The 15,306-nt window shown below is 64.1% G+C and carries 23 protein-coding genes and 1 tRNA gene; 10 read left to right on the top strand and 14 right to left on the bottom strand.

Going from position 1 to position 15,306, the window contains the following annotated elements:
- Positions 1-202 (bottom strand): hypothetical protein (locus VMS96_13105; GenBank protein HVP44365.1); only part of this gene is annotated, 202 nt, incomplete at its 3' end.
- Between the two features lie 90 nt (positions 203-292).
- Between VMS96_13105 and VMS96_13100 the strand changes: the two genes are divergently transcribed.
- A complete protein-coding gene (locus VMS96_13100; GenBank protein HVP44364.1) occupies positions 293-949 on the top strand; it encodes a cysteine dioxygenase family protein in 657 nt (218 codons plus the stop codon).
- Positions 950-956: 7 nt separating this feature from the next.
- Here VMS96_13100 and VMS96_13095 read toward each other — a convergent pair whose 3' ends face one another.
- The 3 genes from VMS96_13095 to VMS96_13085 form a co-directional block, all read right to left on the bottom strand.
- A complete protein-coding gene (locus tag VMS96_13095) occupies positions 957-1,574 on the bottom strand; it encodes a hypothetical protein (protein ID HVP44363.1) in 618 nt (205 codons plus the stop codon).
- A complete protein-coding gene (gene lpxD / locus VMS96_13090; GenBank protein ID HVP44362.1) occupies positions 1,574-2,560 on the bottom strand; it encodes a UDP-3-O-(3-hydroxymyristoyl)glucosamine N-acyltransferase in 987 nt (328 codons plus the stop codon). Before lpxD ends, VMS96_13095 begins: the two co-directional genes overlap by 1 nt.
- A gap of 61 nt (positions 2,561-2,621) precedes the next feature.
- Entirely contained in the window at positions 2,622-3,521 is a 900-nt protein-coding gene (locus tag VMS96_13085; protein HVP44361.1) for a lysophospholipid acyltransferase family protein, read from the bottom strand.
- A gap of 115 nt (positions 3,522-3,636) precedes the next feature.
- Here VMS96_13085 and VMS96_13080 point away from each other — a divergent pair, with 115 nt between their 5' ends.
- A complete protein-coding gene (locus VMS96_13080; GenBank protein HVP44360.1) occupies positions 3,637-4,203 on the top strand; it encodes a cytochrome c in 567 nt (188 codons plus the stop codon).
- A 71-nt stretch (positions 4,204-4,274) separates the two neighbouring features.
- Here the strand turns inward: VMS96_13080 and VMS96_13075 are convergent, their stop codons facing one another.
- Together VMS96_13075 and VMS96_13070 are read right to left on the bottom strand one after the other, a co-directional pair.
- Positions 4,275-5,033 carry a lipid-binding SYLF domain-containing protein gene (locus VMS96_13075; protein ID HVP44359.1) on the bottom strand — a complete coding sequence of 253 codons (759 nt, stop codon included), beginning with the start codon at positions 5,031-5,033 and terminating at the stop codon, positions 4,275-4,277.
- A gap of 288 nt (positions 5,034-5,321) precedes the next feature.
- Positions 5,322-5,978, bottom strand: coding sequence for a response regulator transcription factor (locus VMS96_13070; GenBank protein HVP44358.1), 657 nt, complete (start codon positions 5,976-5,978; stop codon positions 5,322-5,324).
- A gap of 111 nt (positions 5,979-6,089) precedes the next feature.
- Here VMS96_13070 and VMS96_13065 point away from each other — a divergent pair, with 111 nt between their 5' ends.
- The gene (locus VMS96_13065; GenBank protein HVP44357.1) at positions 6,090-6,497 is read left to right on the top strand and encodes a hypothetical protein; all 408 of its coding nucleotides are present in this window, start codon (positions 6,090-6,092) and stop codon (positions 6,495-6,497) included.
- A 78-nt stretch (positions 6,498-6,575) separates the two neighbouring features.
- On the opposite strand, the gene VMS96_13060 is transcribed toward VMS96_13065, so the two are convergent.
- Positions 6,576-6,905 (bottom strand): hypothetical protein, encoded by a 330-nt coding sequence (locus tag VMS96_13060; protein HVP44356.1) that lies wholly within the window; start codon positions 6,903-6,905, stop codon positions 6,576-6,578.
- 267 nt (positions 6,906-7,172) lie between these two features.
- Between VMS96_13060 and VMS96_13055 the strand changes: the two genes are divergently transcribed.
- The 5 genes from VMS96_13055 (at position 7,173) to VMS96_13035 (ending at position 9,745) form a co-directional block, all read left to right on the top strand.
- A tRNA-Arg gene (locus VMS96_13055) sits at positions 7,173-7,249 on the top strand.
- A 153-nt stretch (positions 7,250-7,402) separates the two neighbouring features.
- Entirely contained in the window at positions 7,403-7,891 is a 489-nt protein-coding gene (locus VMS96_13050) for a hypothetical protein (GenBank protein ID HVP44355.1), read from the top strand.
- A gap of 149 nt (positions 7,892-8,040) precedes the next feature.
- On the top strand, positions 8,041-8,211 hold the full coding sequence (locus VMS96_13045; GenBank protein ID HVP44354.1) for a hypothetical protein: 171 nt from the start codon (positions 8,041-8,043) through the stop codon (positions 8,209-8,211).
- A 536-nt stretch (positions 8,212-8,747) separates the two neighbouring features.
- Positions 8,748-9,155: a ribonuclease HI family protein gene (locus VMS96_13040; protein ID HVP44353.1), complete on the top strand. Its 408-nt coding sequence runs from the start codon at positions 8,748-8,750 to the stop codon at positions 9,153-9,155.
- A 59-nt stretch (positions 9,156-9,214) separates the two neighbouring features.
- The gene (locus tag VMS96_13035; GenBank protein HVP44352.1) at positions 9,215-9,745 is read left to right on the top strand and encodes a GNAT family N-acetyltransferase; all 531 of its coding nucleotides are present in this window, start codon (positions 9,215-9,217) and stop codon (positions 9,743-9,745) included.
- Positions 9,746-9,793: 48 nt separating this feature from the next.
- Here the strand turns inward: VMS96_13035 and VMS96_13030 are convergent, their stop codons facing one another.
- Both VMS96_13030 and VMS96_13025 read right to left on the bottom strand, forming a co-directional pair.
- Positions 9,794-10,204: a cytochrome c3 family protein gene (locus VMS96_13030; GenBank protein HVP44351.1), complete on the bottom strand. Its 411-nt coding sequence runs from the start codon at positions 10,202-10,204 to the stop codon at positions 9,794-9,796.
- Positions 10,205-10,261: 57 nt separating this feature from the next.
- A complete protein-coding gene (locus VMS96_13025) occupies positions 10,262-11,347 on the bottom strand; it encodes a cysteine synthase family protein (protein ID HVP44350.1) in 1,086 nt (361 codons plus the stop codon).
- Positions 11,348-11,547: 200 nt separating this feature from the next.
- On the opposite strand from VMS96_13025, the gene VMS96_13020 reads away from it, so the two are divergent.
- Positions 11,548-12,270 carry a hypothetical protein gene (locus VMS96_13020; GenBank protein ID HVP44349.1) on the top strand — a complete coding sequence of 241 codons (723 nt, stop codon included), beginning with the start codon at positions 11,548-11,550 and terminating at the stop codon, positions 12,268-12,270.
- Positions 12,271-12,505: 235 nt separating this feature from the next.
- Positions 12,506-12,766 (top strand): hypothetical protein, encoded by a 261-nt coding sequence (locus tag VMS96_13015; GenBank protein ID HVP44348.1) that lies wholly within the window; start codon positions 12,506-12,508, stop codon positions 12,764-12,766.
- An 85-nt stretch (positions 12,767-12,851) separates the two neighbouring features.
- Here the strand turns inward: VMS96_13015 and VMS96_13010 are convergent, their stop codons facing one another.
- The 5 genes from VMS96_13010 to VMS96_12990 all read right to left on the bottom strand — a co-directional run.
- Entirely contained in the window at positions 12,852-13,328 is a 477-nt protein-coding gene (locus VMS96_13010) for a DUF3592 domain-containing protein (protein HVP44347.1), read from the bottom strand.
- Complete coding sequence (locus VMS96_13005) at positions 13,325-13,456, bottom strand: CcmD family protein (GenBank protein HVP44346.1); 132 nt, start codon at positions 13,454-13,456, stop codon at positions 13,325-13,327. The genes VMS96_13010 and VMS96_13005 overlap by 4 nt, the downstream gene beginning before the upstream one ends.
- A complete protein-coding gene (ccsA, locus tag VMS96_13000) occupies positions 13,453-14,142 on the bottom strand; it encodes a cytochrome c biogenesis protein CcsA (protein ID HVP44345.1) in 690 nt (229 codons plus the stop codon). The genes VMS96_13005 and ccsA overlap by 4 nt, the downstream gene beginning before the upstream one ends.
- Entirely contained in the window at positions 14,139-14,813 is a 675-nt protein-coding gene (locus VMS96_12995) for a heme exporter protein CcmB (GenBank protein HVP44344.1), read from the bottom strand. The genes ccsA and VMS96_12995 overlap by 4 nt, the downstream gene beginning before the upstream one ends.
- The coding region (locus tag VMS96_12990) for an ABC transporter ATP-binding protein (GenBank protein HVP44343.1) at positions 14,810-15,306 on the bottom strand (497 nt) is incomplete at its 5' end. The genes VMS96_12990 and VMS96_12995, both read right to left, overlap by 4 nt.

Genomic DNA, 15,306 nt, shown 5'->3' with positions numbered 1-15,306 from the left:
CGACCGACGGCGCGATGTGCGAGCCCGAGGCGTACTTCCCCCTCAGCGAGGCGATGCCGTCGAGCGACTGCACGAAGTTGGAAAACGTCCACGGGCGTTCCACGGGCGGCTCGGGAAAGCCGAGCGGCCCGTAGGGACGGTAGGCCGGGTCGTCCAGTGCGGCGGGCTCGCTGTGGTCGAAGAGGATCTCGAAGTCGCGCATGTGCAAGCGGCAGCAACGCTTTTCTGCCGGATGAACATCCTACCGGATGCGCTCTTGTCATCCTACAGAGCCGAGGCTATTCTCTAGCGAATGTCCCACCCGCTGCGTACCACCGTCGAAGACCTGGTGGAAGGGCTCAAGCGATTCGAGGCGCACCTCATCACCAAGGAAGAGGTGCGCAAATTCGTGGACGCCAACCGCCTGAGCGCCGATTCCCTGCGGCCTTACAGCTTTTTCCGCGACGACTTCTATACCCGCAACCTGATCTATCGCGACAAGCTGTTCGAGGTGATGATCATCTGCTGGAAGCCCGGGCAGAAGACCGCGGTCCATACGCACAACGGCCAGCTCGGCTGGATGGACATCGCTCAGGGAGAGCTGGCCGTCCACAACTACAAGTATCTGAGCTGCAACGCGCCGGAGAACCAGAACGTGGTGGGCATCGACTGTCTGGGCGGGGCCACGCGCATCGAGCTGGAGCGCTGCGCCACCGAGCATTGCCACGTGGATGGCGGCATCTCCACTGTGGACAAGCTGCAGACCATCCACCAGATCGAGAACACCGACCCGGCCAGGGCGGGCGCGATCAGCCTGCATATCTATTCCCTGCCTATCGAGTCGTGCATCGCCTTCGACCTGGAGCACCAGCGCTGCTACCGCCGCACTCTCAAGTACTTCAGCCAGTACGGAAAGGTGGAGCTGGAGGTCGAGGTCAAAGCAGGAGAGCAGCTCTATCAGGTGGGCTAGGTGGGGATCAGCGGGCCGCCCGGAGCGGAGCCAGGCGCCGGCGCACAAACTCTACGATCTCCGGCGTGACGTACAGCGGCGGCCGCACCCGAAACACCGGTTTTCCCTGGATCAATTTCAGCGAGACATCTTCCCAGACGGGACTCCGCCCTGCCGGCTCGTTCAGGATCACCGCCGACGCCCGGTCGAGGAATGTTCGGGCCGAAGCCTTGAAGTCCTTGTTGGCGTAATCCAGCACGGTGAGATAGAGGTCGGGACGCAGGAACTGCATCACGCTGTTGGATTCGATGATGACGTTTTGAGCGCCGGTCAGCGCGCGCCGCAGATCCGGCATGGCCTCGGCCAACCGTCCCTGCTTAGTGCGTGCCCACAGCGAGCGCTCGGCGCCCGCCACCAGGAACCGCGAGCTGTCGCTCTCGCCGCTGCGGTCGCGCTCCTCTTCGATGCGATGCGTATGGACGTCGCTCGCGCAGTCGCAATCCGAGCCGTTGGCGCAGATGCCGTGGCCGAATTGGGTGATCTTCACCGCGGTCCAGCGCAGCTCGGGCAAGGCGGCGATGAGGCCTGCCACCACGCTGGTTTTGCCCACGCTGCGGGAGTGCCCGCCCACCACCACGATGGCCATCAGGGCTCCTTCTTCGCCAGGCGGGCCAGGGCGGCCAGCTCCTTCAGGTAGCCGCGCAGGGGCCGCGCGGGCGTGCCCCAGAAGGTCTCGCCCTTGCCGCGGATGACTTTCTTGGTCGGGATGCCGCACTGCGCGCCGAGGACGGCCCCGGCTTCGATGACCACGTGGTCGGCAATGCCCACCTGCCCGGCGATGACCACGTCGTGCTCGATGGCGGAGCTGCCGGAGATGCCGGTCTGGGCAGCGATCACCACGTTCTCGCCGATGATGACGTTGTGGGCCACGTGCACCAGGTTATCGATCTTCACCCCGTTGCCGATGATGGTGGCGTCGAGCGCGCCGCGGTCGATGGTGGCATTGGCGCCGATCTCGACGTCGTCGCCGATGATGAGCCGGCCCACCTGCGGAAACTTCTCGTAGCGGCCGGTCTCCTGGTTGCGGATGTAGCCGAAGCCGTCGCTGCCCAGCACCGCGCCGGCGTGGATCACGCAGCGCTCGCCGAGGATGGTGCCGGAATAGACGGTGACGTTGGCGCCGATGTGGGTGTCGGCCCCGATCTTGGCGTTGGCCCCGACGTAGGTGCCGGCGGCGATGCTGGCGCGGTCCGCCACCGTGGTGTTCTCGCCGATGACCACGTGCGGGCCGATGCGCACCAGTTTGCCGATGCCGTGCAGGTCGTGGACGATGGCGGTCGAGTGAATGCCGGGTTCGGGCCGCCGCCGGGGCTGGATCACCGCGGCCACGCGCGAGAAGACGATGCGGGGCTGGCGCCCGATCAGCAGCGGCTTGGCGCCAGCGGCGCCAGTGGCGAACTCTCCCGCGACGACGGCGCCCGCCTTGGAAGCAAGCGCGCGTTGGAAGCGTTCCTGGTCGTCGGCAAAGACGATGTCGTCGGCGGTCGCGGACTCGATGCTGGCGATTCCCTGGATCTCGCGGGCAGGGTCGCCGACGATCCTCGCCCCAGAGGCTTCGGCAAGCGATCTCAAGGTATGTTTCATGGCGTGCGGAATGGTATCAAGTTCCGCGCCCGGATGAGCCACTCTCCGCTCAGTACAGGGATGGTTCGCCGGGGGGACGGGTCTTCCATCGCCGGTGCACCCACAGCCATTGCTCAGGATAGCGCCGGACGTAATTCTCGATCGCCTTGGTGAAGGCGGCGGTGTTGGCGGCGGCATCGGCCTCGTCGTCGCCGCTGCGGACGAGCGGCAGCGGCGGATCGAAGCGCAAGCGATAGCGGCCGATCTGCGCGTCCCAGATGGTGAAGGTGGGGAGCACGGCGGCGTCGGTGCGCAGGGCCACCCGCGCCGGGCCGGCAGCGGTGCAGGCCGGCTTGCCGAAAAAATCCACGAACACCCCGCCTTCCGGCATGACGTTCTGGTCGGCGAGGATGCCCACCGACTCTCCCGCGCGCATGGCGGCGATCAGGCCGCGGGCAAAGTCCTGCTTGCCAAAGCTGCTGGCCCCGTGCAAGGTGCGGTAGCGGTCCACCAGTGCGTCAAGGTACGGATTGTCGAGCGGCCGGACAACGATGTGCAGCGGGTGGCCGGTCAGGGAGTGGAAGAACGAACTCAACTCCCAGCCGCCGAAATGGGCGGTCAGAAAGATGACGCCCTTACCGCGGCGGTGCGCGCTATCGTAGTTCTCAAATCCGTCGTAGAGGATGACGCGGGAGGCGTTCTCCCGCGTATAGCGCGGGAACAGGCAGAATTCCGCCAGCTGGCGGCCCAAGCTGGTGAATGTGCCTTTGAGGATGCGCCGCCGCACGGCCGGGCTCTTCTCGGGAAAGGCGATCTCCAGGTTGCGCAGACCCACTTTGCGCAACCGCGGGTGCAGCCAGTACACGGCGTGGGCGAGGGTGATGGCCAGGGCCCGCGACAGAGGACGCGGCAGCGCGCCCAGCACCTTCACTAACAGCCACACGGGCGCGTACTCGAGCTTGCGTCGCATCGTGAGGGAAGAAGGGACGGTAGCATCGGCGAAAAATCGTTGTCAAACGCGAAACCTTCCCCCGGACGCGCACTCTGTTTAGAATGTGCGCCGGTCCTTTGGGGGGAAGGTGAGAATGAGACGAGTCCTGTTTGTCCTGTCTCTGGCAGCGTTGGCCGCGATCGCGGGATGCAAAGTCAGCGGGCCGGGGAATCTGGAGAGTGCCGTCGCCCGCGAGGTGAAGCAGAAGATTACCATCGGCGGCAAGGACTGGAAGAATCCCACGCCCGATACGCCGGAGAGCGTCAAGCAAGGCGCCGAGCACTTCCAGCATCACTGCATGATCTGCCACGGCCTGGACGGCCACGCCACCGGCGTCCCGTTCGCCATGAAGATGGACCCGCCCGTCCCCGACCTGGCCTCCAAGGACGTCCAGGCCTACAGCGATGGGCAGTTGAAGTGGATTGTGCAGAACGGCATCGGGCCCTCCGGCATGCCGGCCTGGAACGGTATCCTGGACGAGAACGAGATGTGGCTGGTGGTGCGTTATATCCGGAACCTGCCGCCTGCAGGCAGCTTGGGCGCGCCCGCGATCTACAAGGAAGTCGAGGAGGAACACGAACACGAGCACGGGAAAGGGGTAGCTACGCCGAAAGGAAAAGCATCGGGCGGCGGGGAGCATCAGCACGAGCACAAGCACTGAGTACTCATGATCGGGAAGAAAATGGGCTTCGAGAATCGAAGCCCTTTTTCTCACCGCGCGGAGCTGCGGAGCTATTGTTTGGTGGCCTGCGGCTGGGGAGCCGGCTGGGCCGCGGGTTCCGGCTTGGGAGCGGGCTGGGCCGGCTTTTCGCCGGAGGCCCGGATGGCGTACTTGGAGACCGCCGCCAGGAAGGTGTGCGCCTCGGCGGGCGGGGCGATCTTTCCCGTCAGGCTGGTGCGGAAGGGGACCATGCGTCCATAGAACGCGCGGGTGTCATCCTTGTCCTGGCGGAGGGTATTGCCTTTGAGCGAGATGCCGGCGAAGAGTCCGCGGGAACGCGAGTAGGTCAAGACCTCGGCGCGCAGCTTCCAGTCGGTGTCGCCTTCGGCGTGGCGCCCGACTGGGCCAGCCACGGCGGCGGCGTCCACCCCCAACTGGAACTTGCTCGACATCAGGTGCTGCATCCCTTTCTCGTTCATGATGAGCATGACCAGGTCGGCGGCCTCGCCGCCGATCTGCAGCCCGAAGCTTCCGCCTTCCATGCGGAAGAAGGCCGGAGCGCTCCAGCCTTGCGGGGTGCGACATGTAGCCACACCTTTGCCGTACGCGCCTCCGACCACGAATCCGCCCTTGAGGAACGAGGGCACGATGGCCACGCAGTCCGCCGAACCGAGGACCTCCTCGGGAATGCCCTTGTCGGGAGCAGCCATGATCTCGTCCATGATGGTGGCGGCCGCGTCCAGACGGCCGATCACCTTCTCGCGGTTGTCAGCGGCCAGGGCGGCGCCGGTGAGCAGGAACAGCAGCAACACGGTGAGTATTCTTTTCATCAGAACCCCTTTCCTGGGAAACAGTAGGATACCCATTCTTTAGAAGCAGGGTAAGCGATTGCGGGTTAGCCAGGTTGTCGGTCGGATTAGTACAGGAAAAATGAGAGGGTTGAGGCTGGCGACCCTCTTTGCCAGCCTCAACCCTTGTCTCCCAGGTTCTGTGGTAGGTGCGGGCAGTATCGCCCGCCGGCGATGCCCCGGCAACGTAACCGAAGTCGCGCCCCCTGAGAGCGGAACGGACATGTACCCCTGGGCAGTTACCCACTGGTTAGCGCCGCCTTGCGGCGATTACTTCGCCGACACCATGGAGTGGGTGATGGCGTGGACCGATAGGGCGATGCGGTTCTGCACCCCCACTTTACGCATCAATTTCGCCACGTGGGCCTTGACGGTACGTTCTTCGATGCCCAGCGCGGCCCCGATCTCCTTGTTGGAACGGCCGGCGACCAGCAGTTCCAGCACCTCCTTCTCCCGGTCGGTGAAGGTCACGCGGCCGGCGGGGAAGATGCGTCCCGGAGAGGAGGTGACGCGCTCGATGAAGATGGAGAGAACGCGCCGCGGCGCCCACACCGAGCCCTGGTGGACGATGCGGATGGCCTGGACGAATTCCTGCGGGGTCGCGGCTTCGTCCACGTACCCCTTGGCGCCCGCGGCCAGGGCCTTGAGGATGGTCTCGTCGTCGGCCCCGGCGCCGGTCACGATGATGCGCAGATCGGGCCGGATGGCTTTCAGGCTGGCCATGACGTCGAACAGGTTCTGGCCGCTGCGGCTTCCCAGCAGCACCAGGTCGATGTTCTCGCGCCCGGTCAGGTCGGTGATCGACGCCGAAACCAGCTCGAACTCCGGCTCCGAATCGAACAGGGCGCGGAAACCCACGAAACGGAGCGGATCACTTTCGACCACGGCGATGCGGATGATGGGTTTCTTTTGCGTAGCAGTTTTCATCGTGTGGTTCCCCGATTCCGCGCGTAGCATATCGTTCTTTGGACCGCACGCCAAATGGCATAGGGTCAATAGGACAATGTCCTAAGGTACTAGTACTAATGGAGGACGCGCATGCGATGGCTGGCAGTGTTCCTGCTCCTCGCGGTCTGGGCGGCTGCGGCCCAGACCGCCTACACCCCGAAGTTCCCCGGCGACCCGGCGCACTCCAACGCGGAGGCGGCCGCGCTCGGCTATATGCGCACCGTCCTCAGCGCCCAGCGCGAGTACCGGAAGAAGCACGGCGGCTACGCAACGTCGTTGGCGGCGCTGGTCCACTCCGGGTCGTTCACCAAGCGCATGACCAACACCGACCGCGGGGATTACACCGTCCATTTCGGCGGCACCAAGGACGGTTTCTCGCTGGGCTTGATCCCCAAGCGATTCGATGCCGAGCACCGCGCTTTCTACAGCGATGAGAGCGGGAAGATCCGCGTCGAGCAGGAGAAACCGGCTACGGCTCAATCGGAGATCCTGAAGTAAGCGGCTGCCTGACGCGCAACCACAGAAAAAACAAGCGCAGGACCCAAGCCCTGCGCTGCTGATACGATCTGGGCCGGCTTACTTCATGGTCTGGTCTTTTTCCATGGTGACGCTGGAGACGGTAAGGGTGTTGTTGTCCATGCTCCCCTTGACGGTGACGTGATGGCCGCCATGGCCCTTGATTGCGTCCTGATTGGCGATGGGATACACGGTCTTGTCCTTGTCGCTGACGAACACGGCCTTCTCGCCGGCCTCGATGCACTTCTTGGCGCAGGCAGGATCCACTTTCGCGCCGCACTTGGCGTCACTGATCCATCCCGTCCAGCTTCCGGCCTTGCCACTGCTGCCCCCGAAGGCGAGAGCTCCCAACGCGAGCACCAGCACCATAACTACGCACAGCTTCTTCATCGGCATTCCCTCCTGTCGGGGATCTAAGACGGGTCGGAGCTCCATGTCCGCGGCCTGCGGCCACGGCAGCCACGGGCGCCACACCGGCAAGATCCCCCACGGCCGGTCGGCGGCGGAAAAGCCTATCACGACAGCCGCCCTCCGCCTATCGAAATGACGCCCTGCGAGCATAGAGTTCGGCGTCGGGGAAATGGTTACAATCGATCGCCGGCACCGGGAGAGGCCGTTCGCCACAGCTTTGCTAGAATAGGGACGTCACGCAAGAGCGCGCCCGTAGCTCAGCTGGATAGAGCGATTGCCTCCGGAGCAATAGGTCGGGTGTTCGAATCACCCCGGGCGCGCCATACTTTTTCACGACCACAAGTCCTCCGTCGTCACCATCCCCGTATCGGGTCCTGTAGCTCGCGTCACAGCAAACTGTGACGGCGGACACTGCTAGGGGGAAGGGGAACGGTCACAATCCCGCCTCCAGCACCCGCTGGGCGCAAGGGGGAAGCGTGCATCGCCGTTTGCGCAAGGCCCGGATCCAGGCCCGCCACGCCATCCTCGCGTTTGCCCCCCTGACCGCCGCCTACTTGGTCGCGGCCGGACGGGTCAGCGTCGGAGGATCGCTCGATCTCCTGTGGCTGCTGCTGACCGTGGCCGCGGTCATGCATTGCCTGCAGCAGCGGGTCTCTGGAGCATCCCGGGTCCCGCAATTGCTTTCCCTGGCCCTGGTGCTGGCCCTGTTCTTCCCGATGGTTTCGCTGGACGATGAGTACGCCCAGGAGCTGTTACCAGGCGAACTGCAGTCGCTGCTCTGCCCGCCGGCGAAGCAGAGACAGACCCACCAGTCCTGTGCCCTGGACGCTCCGTCGCTGGCCGCGGCGCCGCAGTTCACCTTCAGGCTGCATTGCCCTGCAGAATGTGTGGCATCCGACCGGCCGACGGTACGCGCATGCGCCTGGTCCCAGGCTAGCGGCAACCACTCCCCGCCCCTGGCCTGATCCGCCCCGTAGCTGACTCTCAAGAGTCCATCGTCATGAAAGCGCCAGGAGAGAGAAGGGCGCCCAATCGAACCGGAGGGTCCATGGCTGCTGGACACGCATTCCTAACCCAGGTTTCACCCCGTGCCTGGAAGTGTTCCGAGTGCCCGTTGGTGTTCATCGCCGAAGATGCCACGGCGTTGGACCGGATGTTGAGCCGCTTCATGCAACACGTGCGCAAGAAGCACCTGGAAGACCGAGAAGGGGGTGGGACTCCGAGGTGGAAGCCGCGGCGGCGGCGCGCCCGTGCCGAGGAATCCGACCAGGCCGAAGAGCGGTAGCGGGGGAGGGTGGGCGCAGGTCGGAATCGCGGAAAAATCAAAAGGGCCGTGACATTGGTTATGGTCTAGCCGCCAACTCCTGCGAGGGAGTCAACAGCGTGGACACACGCACCGTCACAGCCCCTGATGTAACCACTGCTTTCGCAGTTCCGAACCCCGGCGGCCCCTCGCAAGGTCTGCCGGATTTTTCGGGTCCGGGGGTCCAACGGGTCGCCCCGCTGGAGCCGGTCACCCGGCCTACTTCGGACTGGCGACTAGTGTGGACGCCAACCCTTTCGACCGTCGACGCACGCGATACTAAACGCGAAAGCTCGATTGTCAATGCCCGAGATTGGTGCAAACTACGAAAACTTTTCTGCCCGACGCTGCTCCGGAGGAACCAGTAAGAATGCGGGTTTGAAGCAGGGGACATCGCTGGACACCTGATTTTCACAGTCTTTTCCACAGACATCCGCGTAAGAGCCCAACTCTAGGGACCTTACAAGCATCTTGACCAGGAACGCGGGTTGGGCCATTGTGAGTCCAGCAGGAGTGAAATGTCCGATCTCGTAGCCTATGTGGACGGCGGCTCCCACGGGAACCCGGGGCCGTCGGGCATTGGGGTCGTGATCCAGGTTCCCGCCGGCGAGCACATCAAGATCGCCAAGTGGATCGGCCACCAGGACAACAACGTGGCCGAGTACGTCGCCCTGCTCGAAGCGCTGCAGCACGCCGTCGCCCTCAAGGCCAGGACCCTGCACGTCTTCTCCGATTCCCAGGTCGTGGTGCGGCAGATGACGGGGGAATACGCCTGCCGCAGCTCGCGCCTGTATTCCCTGCACTGGACCTGCCGCAAGCTGGCGCGCTCGCTGCGCTTCTCCATCGCCCACATCCCGCGGGAGCACAACCGCGAGGCCAATCTCCTGGCCAACCACGCCGTGCGGCAGCGCCTGGTCCTGAGTTAGTTCGCTGCGGTTTGCGCGGGACCTAGCAATCGTTTAGCTTCCTGAAAAAGGGACTGCCCATGCACCATCCCGAGCTGCGGACGGAACGGCTGCTGCTGCGCGATTTCCGGCGCGCGGACATCCCCGACATCGTGCGCCTGGCGGGCGCGCGCGAGGTGGCCGCCAATACCCTGCGCATCCCCCATCCCTACACCGCAGCCGACGCCGAGACCTTCTTGAGGCTGCGGGCGGAGAAGAGCTTCGGCTATTCCTTCGCCATCACCCTGTTCGCTTCAGGCGAGCTCTGCGGCGCGGTGGGGCTGCATCCCGACGCCGTCCATCCCCGCGCCGAACTGGGCTATTGGATCGGCGTCCCCTACTGGGGCCGCGGCTACGCCACCGAAGCCGCCCGCGCAGTGCTGGACTTCGGCTTCCGCGAGCTCAAGTTGCAGCGCATCTTCGCCCACCACTTCGAAGGGAACCCGGCCTCGGCGCGCGTGCTGCAAAAGCTCGGCATGAAACACGAAGGCTGCTCCCGCCAGCACATCAAGAAATGGGGCGAGCTGCTTGACCTGGAGAACTACGGAATCCTGCGCTCGGAGTGGAAGTAAGAAGAACAGGGGCGCTGGGCGCGCCCCTGGTGTTCATTCAGATCCGGCTTAAACGTTTTCTTTCTTGTGACACTCCATGCACTTGGTGGGGGCCTTCTTGCCGGCCGCGACTGCCTTGGCATGGCAATCGATGCAGGTGCCCTTCTTGGCCGTGGGGTCGTGGAACGCCGCTTGAAGCTTGGTCTTCATGGGCGCGGTGGCGGTTGAAGTGTGGCAGTCGGTGCAGGCTTGCTGCGCCGCTGTGGATGGCTTCTCGGTCTTGGACGCGTGGTGGCAGGTCTCGCACTTCTTGTCCGCGTTGGCCACGTGCGCCTTGTGATCGAACTTGACTCCGCCCATGGGCGCGCCCTTCAGGATGTAGGTATCCTTCGGTTGCTTGTCGGCCGCGAACAGGGTGGAGCCAACCACGAACACAAGAGTCAAGCCGAGCAGGATGGCAATGGCTTTGTAAGTCTTCACGTCTCCTCCAGATGAACAGTTACAGCAACTTCCCTCGAAACAAACGTTCGAGCTTGTTCAGCGCGGGGCCGGTTGCGGGCCATCGTACACCTCGCAGCAGAATTCGCATACGCGCTTGTAGGCGCGAAGGCCGATGAGTTCGACCTCCGCGCTCAGATATCCGTCGCCCACCGGCTCCTGCCGCAGCAGGTCGGTGCTGAGATACTTCTTGTTATCGTCGGCAAAGACGGTGGCCACGACCGCATCCGGGCCGAGCCTTTCCTGCGCCTTCAGGGCGCCCAGGAAGTTTGCCCCCGAGGAGATGCCGACCGCAACCCCAAGTTCAGCCGCCAGCTTCTGCGCCATCAGGATGGCGTCGCCGTCATGCACGCTGATGACTTCGTCGAGGGTTTGCAGCTCCAGGATGGAGGGCACGAACTCGTCGGAAATCCCCTGGATGCGATGGTTTCCGACGTGGCATCCGGTGGAGAGGGTCGGAGATTCGGCCGGCTCCAGGGGATGCACTCGCACCGCCTTGCTCTTGCCGCGCAGGAACCTGCCGACGCCCATCACCGTCCCGCCGGTGCCCGTGCCGGCGACAAAAGCATCCGGGGCCAGGCCTTCGAAGCGCAATTGCCACCACAGCTCGGGGCCGGTGGTCTTCTCGTGCGCCTCGGTATTGGCCTGGTTCGAGAACTGGTGGGGAAGAAAGACGTTGGGGTGCGCGGCGGCGTAGTCCTCGGCCCTGCGGATCGCCCCCAGGAACCCGCCCTGCTGGTGACTGACGGCAACCACCTCGGCCCCGAAACTGCGGACCAGGTCAAGCCGCTCGCGGCTCATCCATTCAGGCATGAAGATGATGACCGGATGTCCCAGGGCGCGGCCGAGGGCGGCGAAGGAGATGCCGGTGTTCCCGCTGCTGGCCTCGACGATGGCATCGCCGGGGCGGATGAGCTGGTCGCGGTAGGCGCGGTGCAGGATGTGCAGCGCCATGCGGTCCTTGATGCTGCCGGTCAGGTTCATGTGCTCCGACTTGGCGTAGAGCACACGGGTGCGGCCGCGGAAGCGGAACTCGATGGCCAGCAGGGGCGTGTTGCCCACCAGCCGTCCCAGAGCCCTCAACCGCTCGGAAACGCCCGGCGCGAGTTCGACAGCTACGTCCATGGACGAAGCACTCCCTCAACGATTCTAGGCGGGGAAGGGACATGCGTTCGTGAGAGCGGTCACGCTGTGGTGTGACATTGTTACAGGGGCCATGACCTACTGGATGCGGGATCCCCTTGACCCCCTGGCGCCACCGTCCTAGAGTCGAGAATCACTCCCCCGAAAAGGCCATTGCGCCGGGTATGGCGCTGGAGTACGGAATGAGAGTTGCAATCGCGTGGATCATCCTCCTTGGTCTGCTCCCGGCTGCGCTTCCGGCGCAGCAGAACGAGCCCCCCAAGAAGCCCCGGGTCTACACCAACGACGACCTGGAAGGGCTGAGCGGCGGCATCAGCGTAGTGGGGGAAGCGGCGAAGCCGGAGAAGCCCGCCAAGCCCAGCAAGGGCAAGGCCGACCCATTTACGCCGCCGGCGCCAGCGGCGGCTCCTCCCAAGACGAAGGCCCCGCCCACTAAGGATCAATGTGCCGATTGGGGTTGGGGGGTGGTGGTGGCAGAGATGCTCGCCTCCAAAGGCGTTCCTTTCGACGCCGAGTACTGGGTAGACAAGACCTTTGGGAACACCCGTTGCCTGGCCAAGGTCCCCAGCGCCGCCACCATGGCCGCGGCCATCGATGGCGACTACACCCTGGACGACGGCACCAGGATCACTATCAAGTCCTCGGTCGGCGTTCCGGGAGCGACCGGGGTCGTCGATGGCATCGACAAGAATCGGCCCTTCATCGTGGTCTGGGGCGGCATCCCCTATCTCGCCACCGGGGTGCGCGGGGTGAAGGAGGTCTATGGTGACGGCAGCGTCAGCTACATCATCAGCCAGATGACGCTGACCAATCCCTACTTGGAGAAGACCGCCACCTTCGTGGCGGAGAAAGACAAGGCGAGCGAACTGGAAGCAGTGGACTTCAAAGTCACCAGGCGGCAATGAACCTTGGGTCTTTCGGGGCCAGGCACCCGCCCGGTCTTCTTCTTTTTGAGTGCTTGACGCAGCAGGGTTTCGAGGGTAAGTCCTGCACGCTTCCGGACAGCCAGTTCTTATTGCATCCGCGCCCCTTGGGCAGGATGGTGTCTGGATATCCATACTGCTGCTTGTAAAGGAGGTTGTTCGCTATGAAGAGGTTCCTACCATCCTGTTCGCCTTGGCCGTGGCCATGAGCCTGTCGATGCCGGCCTTCGCGGTGGACGAGAAGAAGGAAGAGAAGAAGGACACCAAGACCGCCGCCAAGGATACCAAGGCGGCCAAGACCGAAGCTAAGACCGAGTCGAAGACAACTAAGACTGCAGCCAAGACCAAGGGCAAGAAGGCTGCGGCCAAGACCGAAGCTAAGACCGAGAAGACAGAAGCTAAGACAACCAAGACGACCGAGAAGGCCGCCGCCAAGTCTTCCGAAAAGGAAACGAAGAAGGACGACACCAAGAAGTAGCTTGGTATCGATTCCTGTTCCCCCCGGCAGAGACCGGGGGATTTTTTTCGTTAAGGGAATACCAGGTCCTCAGTCGCAGCGGCAGTTAGTGACGGGAGGAAGCCACCCAAATCACCAAGCCGATAACTAAGAAGATGGCGCCGACCCCGGAGACGAAGATGGGCACGGCGAAAAAGTGGAGGTTGTAGCCGACCCGCGCCCGGACGTCGCTCGGATCGGCGGGGTTGTAGCGGATCTGGTGATGGCTGCCCACGGGAAATCCGGCGGCCTGTTTCTCCTTGCGGTCGCGGCTGGTGCTGAGGTGGTTGGAGTGGATGACGCCGGCGTAGGGGCGGCCAATCACCGAAAAGGCGAACCGCACCTCGATGTCGTGCAACGGGCCGCTCGGGCTCTCGAGCACCAGCACCCGGCAGCTGGTGACTTCGGCGTCGGCCGCGGGCCAGGTGCGCAGGATCTTGTACTGGCTCCAGTACATGGGCGCGGAGATGCCAAGGAATCCAAGAAAGAAGATGAAGAACGCGCTGGCGATGACCCGCAAGACGGCGCGCGTGCCCGGAGTCATGGCTGCCGCTTGAGGTCTTCGATCTCCCGCCGCAGGCGGGCGGCTTTGCGTCCCAGCAGCGCCAGATAAGTGATGTGCACCATCCAGGTCACGACATACGCGGCGTAAAGGAAGTAGGTTTTGTTCATCGGCCCTCCCCGGCGACGGCCTTCGAGACATGCACCGCTTCCACCATGTGGCGAGTCCGCTCCAGCTTGTAACGGAGCCACAGCAACAGCGTCCCATAGGCGGCGAAGGCCAGGAAGTTCATCAGCAGGGCGTGGAGCATGTGCGGGTCGATGCCCGAGCCCTGCCCGCCGCCCACCACCGGCTGAGGATGTTGGGTGCGGAACCAGCGGATCGCCATGTACACAAAGACCACGTCCAGAAAGCCGAAGATCGCCAGCGCTGCGGCAAGCACCGCAGTCTGGCTGCCGGTGGCATAGCGTCGAAGAACGAGATAGCTGACGTAGATCAGCCACAGGACCAGGGTCGAGGTCAGGCGCGCGTCCCAGGTCCACCAGATGCCCCACACCGGCCGCGCCCAGATGGGGCCGGTCAGCAGCACCACCGTGCAGAAGACAACGCCGACTTCGGCCGCGGAGAGCGCGAAGGCGTCCAGCTTCTCGTTCCGATTCAGCAGATAAATGATGGATGCCACGAAGTTGGCGATGAAGCAGAGGAAGGCGGTCCAGGCCGATGGCACGTGGTAATAGAAGATGCGCTGGACGTCACCCATGGTGGCCTCGGTGGGAGCGGCCACCAGGGCCTGGTACAGGCCGTTGCTCAGCAGGACGAAGACGAGTACGGAGAAAATGACGAATGCGGTTCTCATTCGGCGTGCAAGACCGTGTCGAACAGTAGCAGGCAGATGATGGTGAACACAAGGTCGTAGACGGCGAGGAACTCGAGAGCGAGCACGGGCGAGGATTCGCCGGTCAGGGTAGCGGTAGTGGCGCTGACCATGGCCAGCAGCGCGGGGATGGAGATGGGGAACAGCAGCAGGGGCAGCATGATCTCGCGGGCCCGGGTGCGCAGCGACATGGCGGCAAAGAACGTGCCATTCACCACCAGCGCCCAGGTGCCGAGGACGGCGGCCAGCGCCAGCTGATACTCCGGTCCGATGCTGCGGAGGTTGTAAAACACCACGAACAGCGGCGCCATCAGGCACTCCAGCACGATGACGAAGAGGAAGTTGCCGATGGTCTTGGCGAGGAACAGCGAAGCGCCGGGCGCGGGCGAGACGCGGTAGGCGTCGAGCACCTGGTTGCGCAGTTCGCGCGCCCAGGTCTGGTTGAGCGCAACCACTGCGGCAAAGAGGAACGCCACCCACATCAGCCCGCCGGTGATGCGCTGCGCCTCCTCGGCGGTCGGCTCGAAGGCGAAGCTGAAGATCACCACTACCAGCAGGGCGAAGAACAGCATGGAGTTGATGGCGTCCTTGGAGCGCCACTCCAGGCGGAGGTCTTTGGTGAGGGTGGCGCGCAGGACGGAGGCGGTGTTCATGTGCCGGACTCCACTGAGACGCCCTGACGGGCGTCTCTACCGGAAATGTGGACGGCGGCGATCCCGGGCTGGTGGTCTGCGACCTTGCCCGCCGACATCCAGATCGATTCGTCGGCGATCTCCGCGACGTGGGCGACCTGATGAGTGACGACCAGGACGGTCTTGCCGCCGTCGCGCATCGCGCCCAGCAGGCGCGACATCGCCTGCGACGACTGCGGATCGAGGTTGGAGAACGGCTCGTCGAGCAGCAGCAGCTTTGGATCGTTCAGCGTGGCGCGAGCCAGCGAGAGGCGCTGGCGCATGCCTTGCGAGTATTGTCCGACGTAGCGGTCGAGATCCGGGTCGAGGCCGACGGTACGGATGGCTTCCCGCAGGCGGTCCTCGTCCACAGCTCCATACAGCCCCGCGAAGTAGCGCAGGTTCTCCAGACCGGTCATCTCGTCGTAGAGCAGCGGGGCGTGCGCCATGTAGCCGATCTGGCCGAGGACGGAGC

Source organism: Terriglobales bacterium (genome assembly GCA_035543055.1).
GTDB lineage: Bacteria > Acidobacteriota > Terriglobia > Terriglobales > Acidobacteriaceae > JAIQFD01.
Note: the sequence above shows the minus strand (reverse complement) of the source record. Positions and strands in the feature narration are given on the sequence as shown.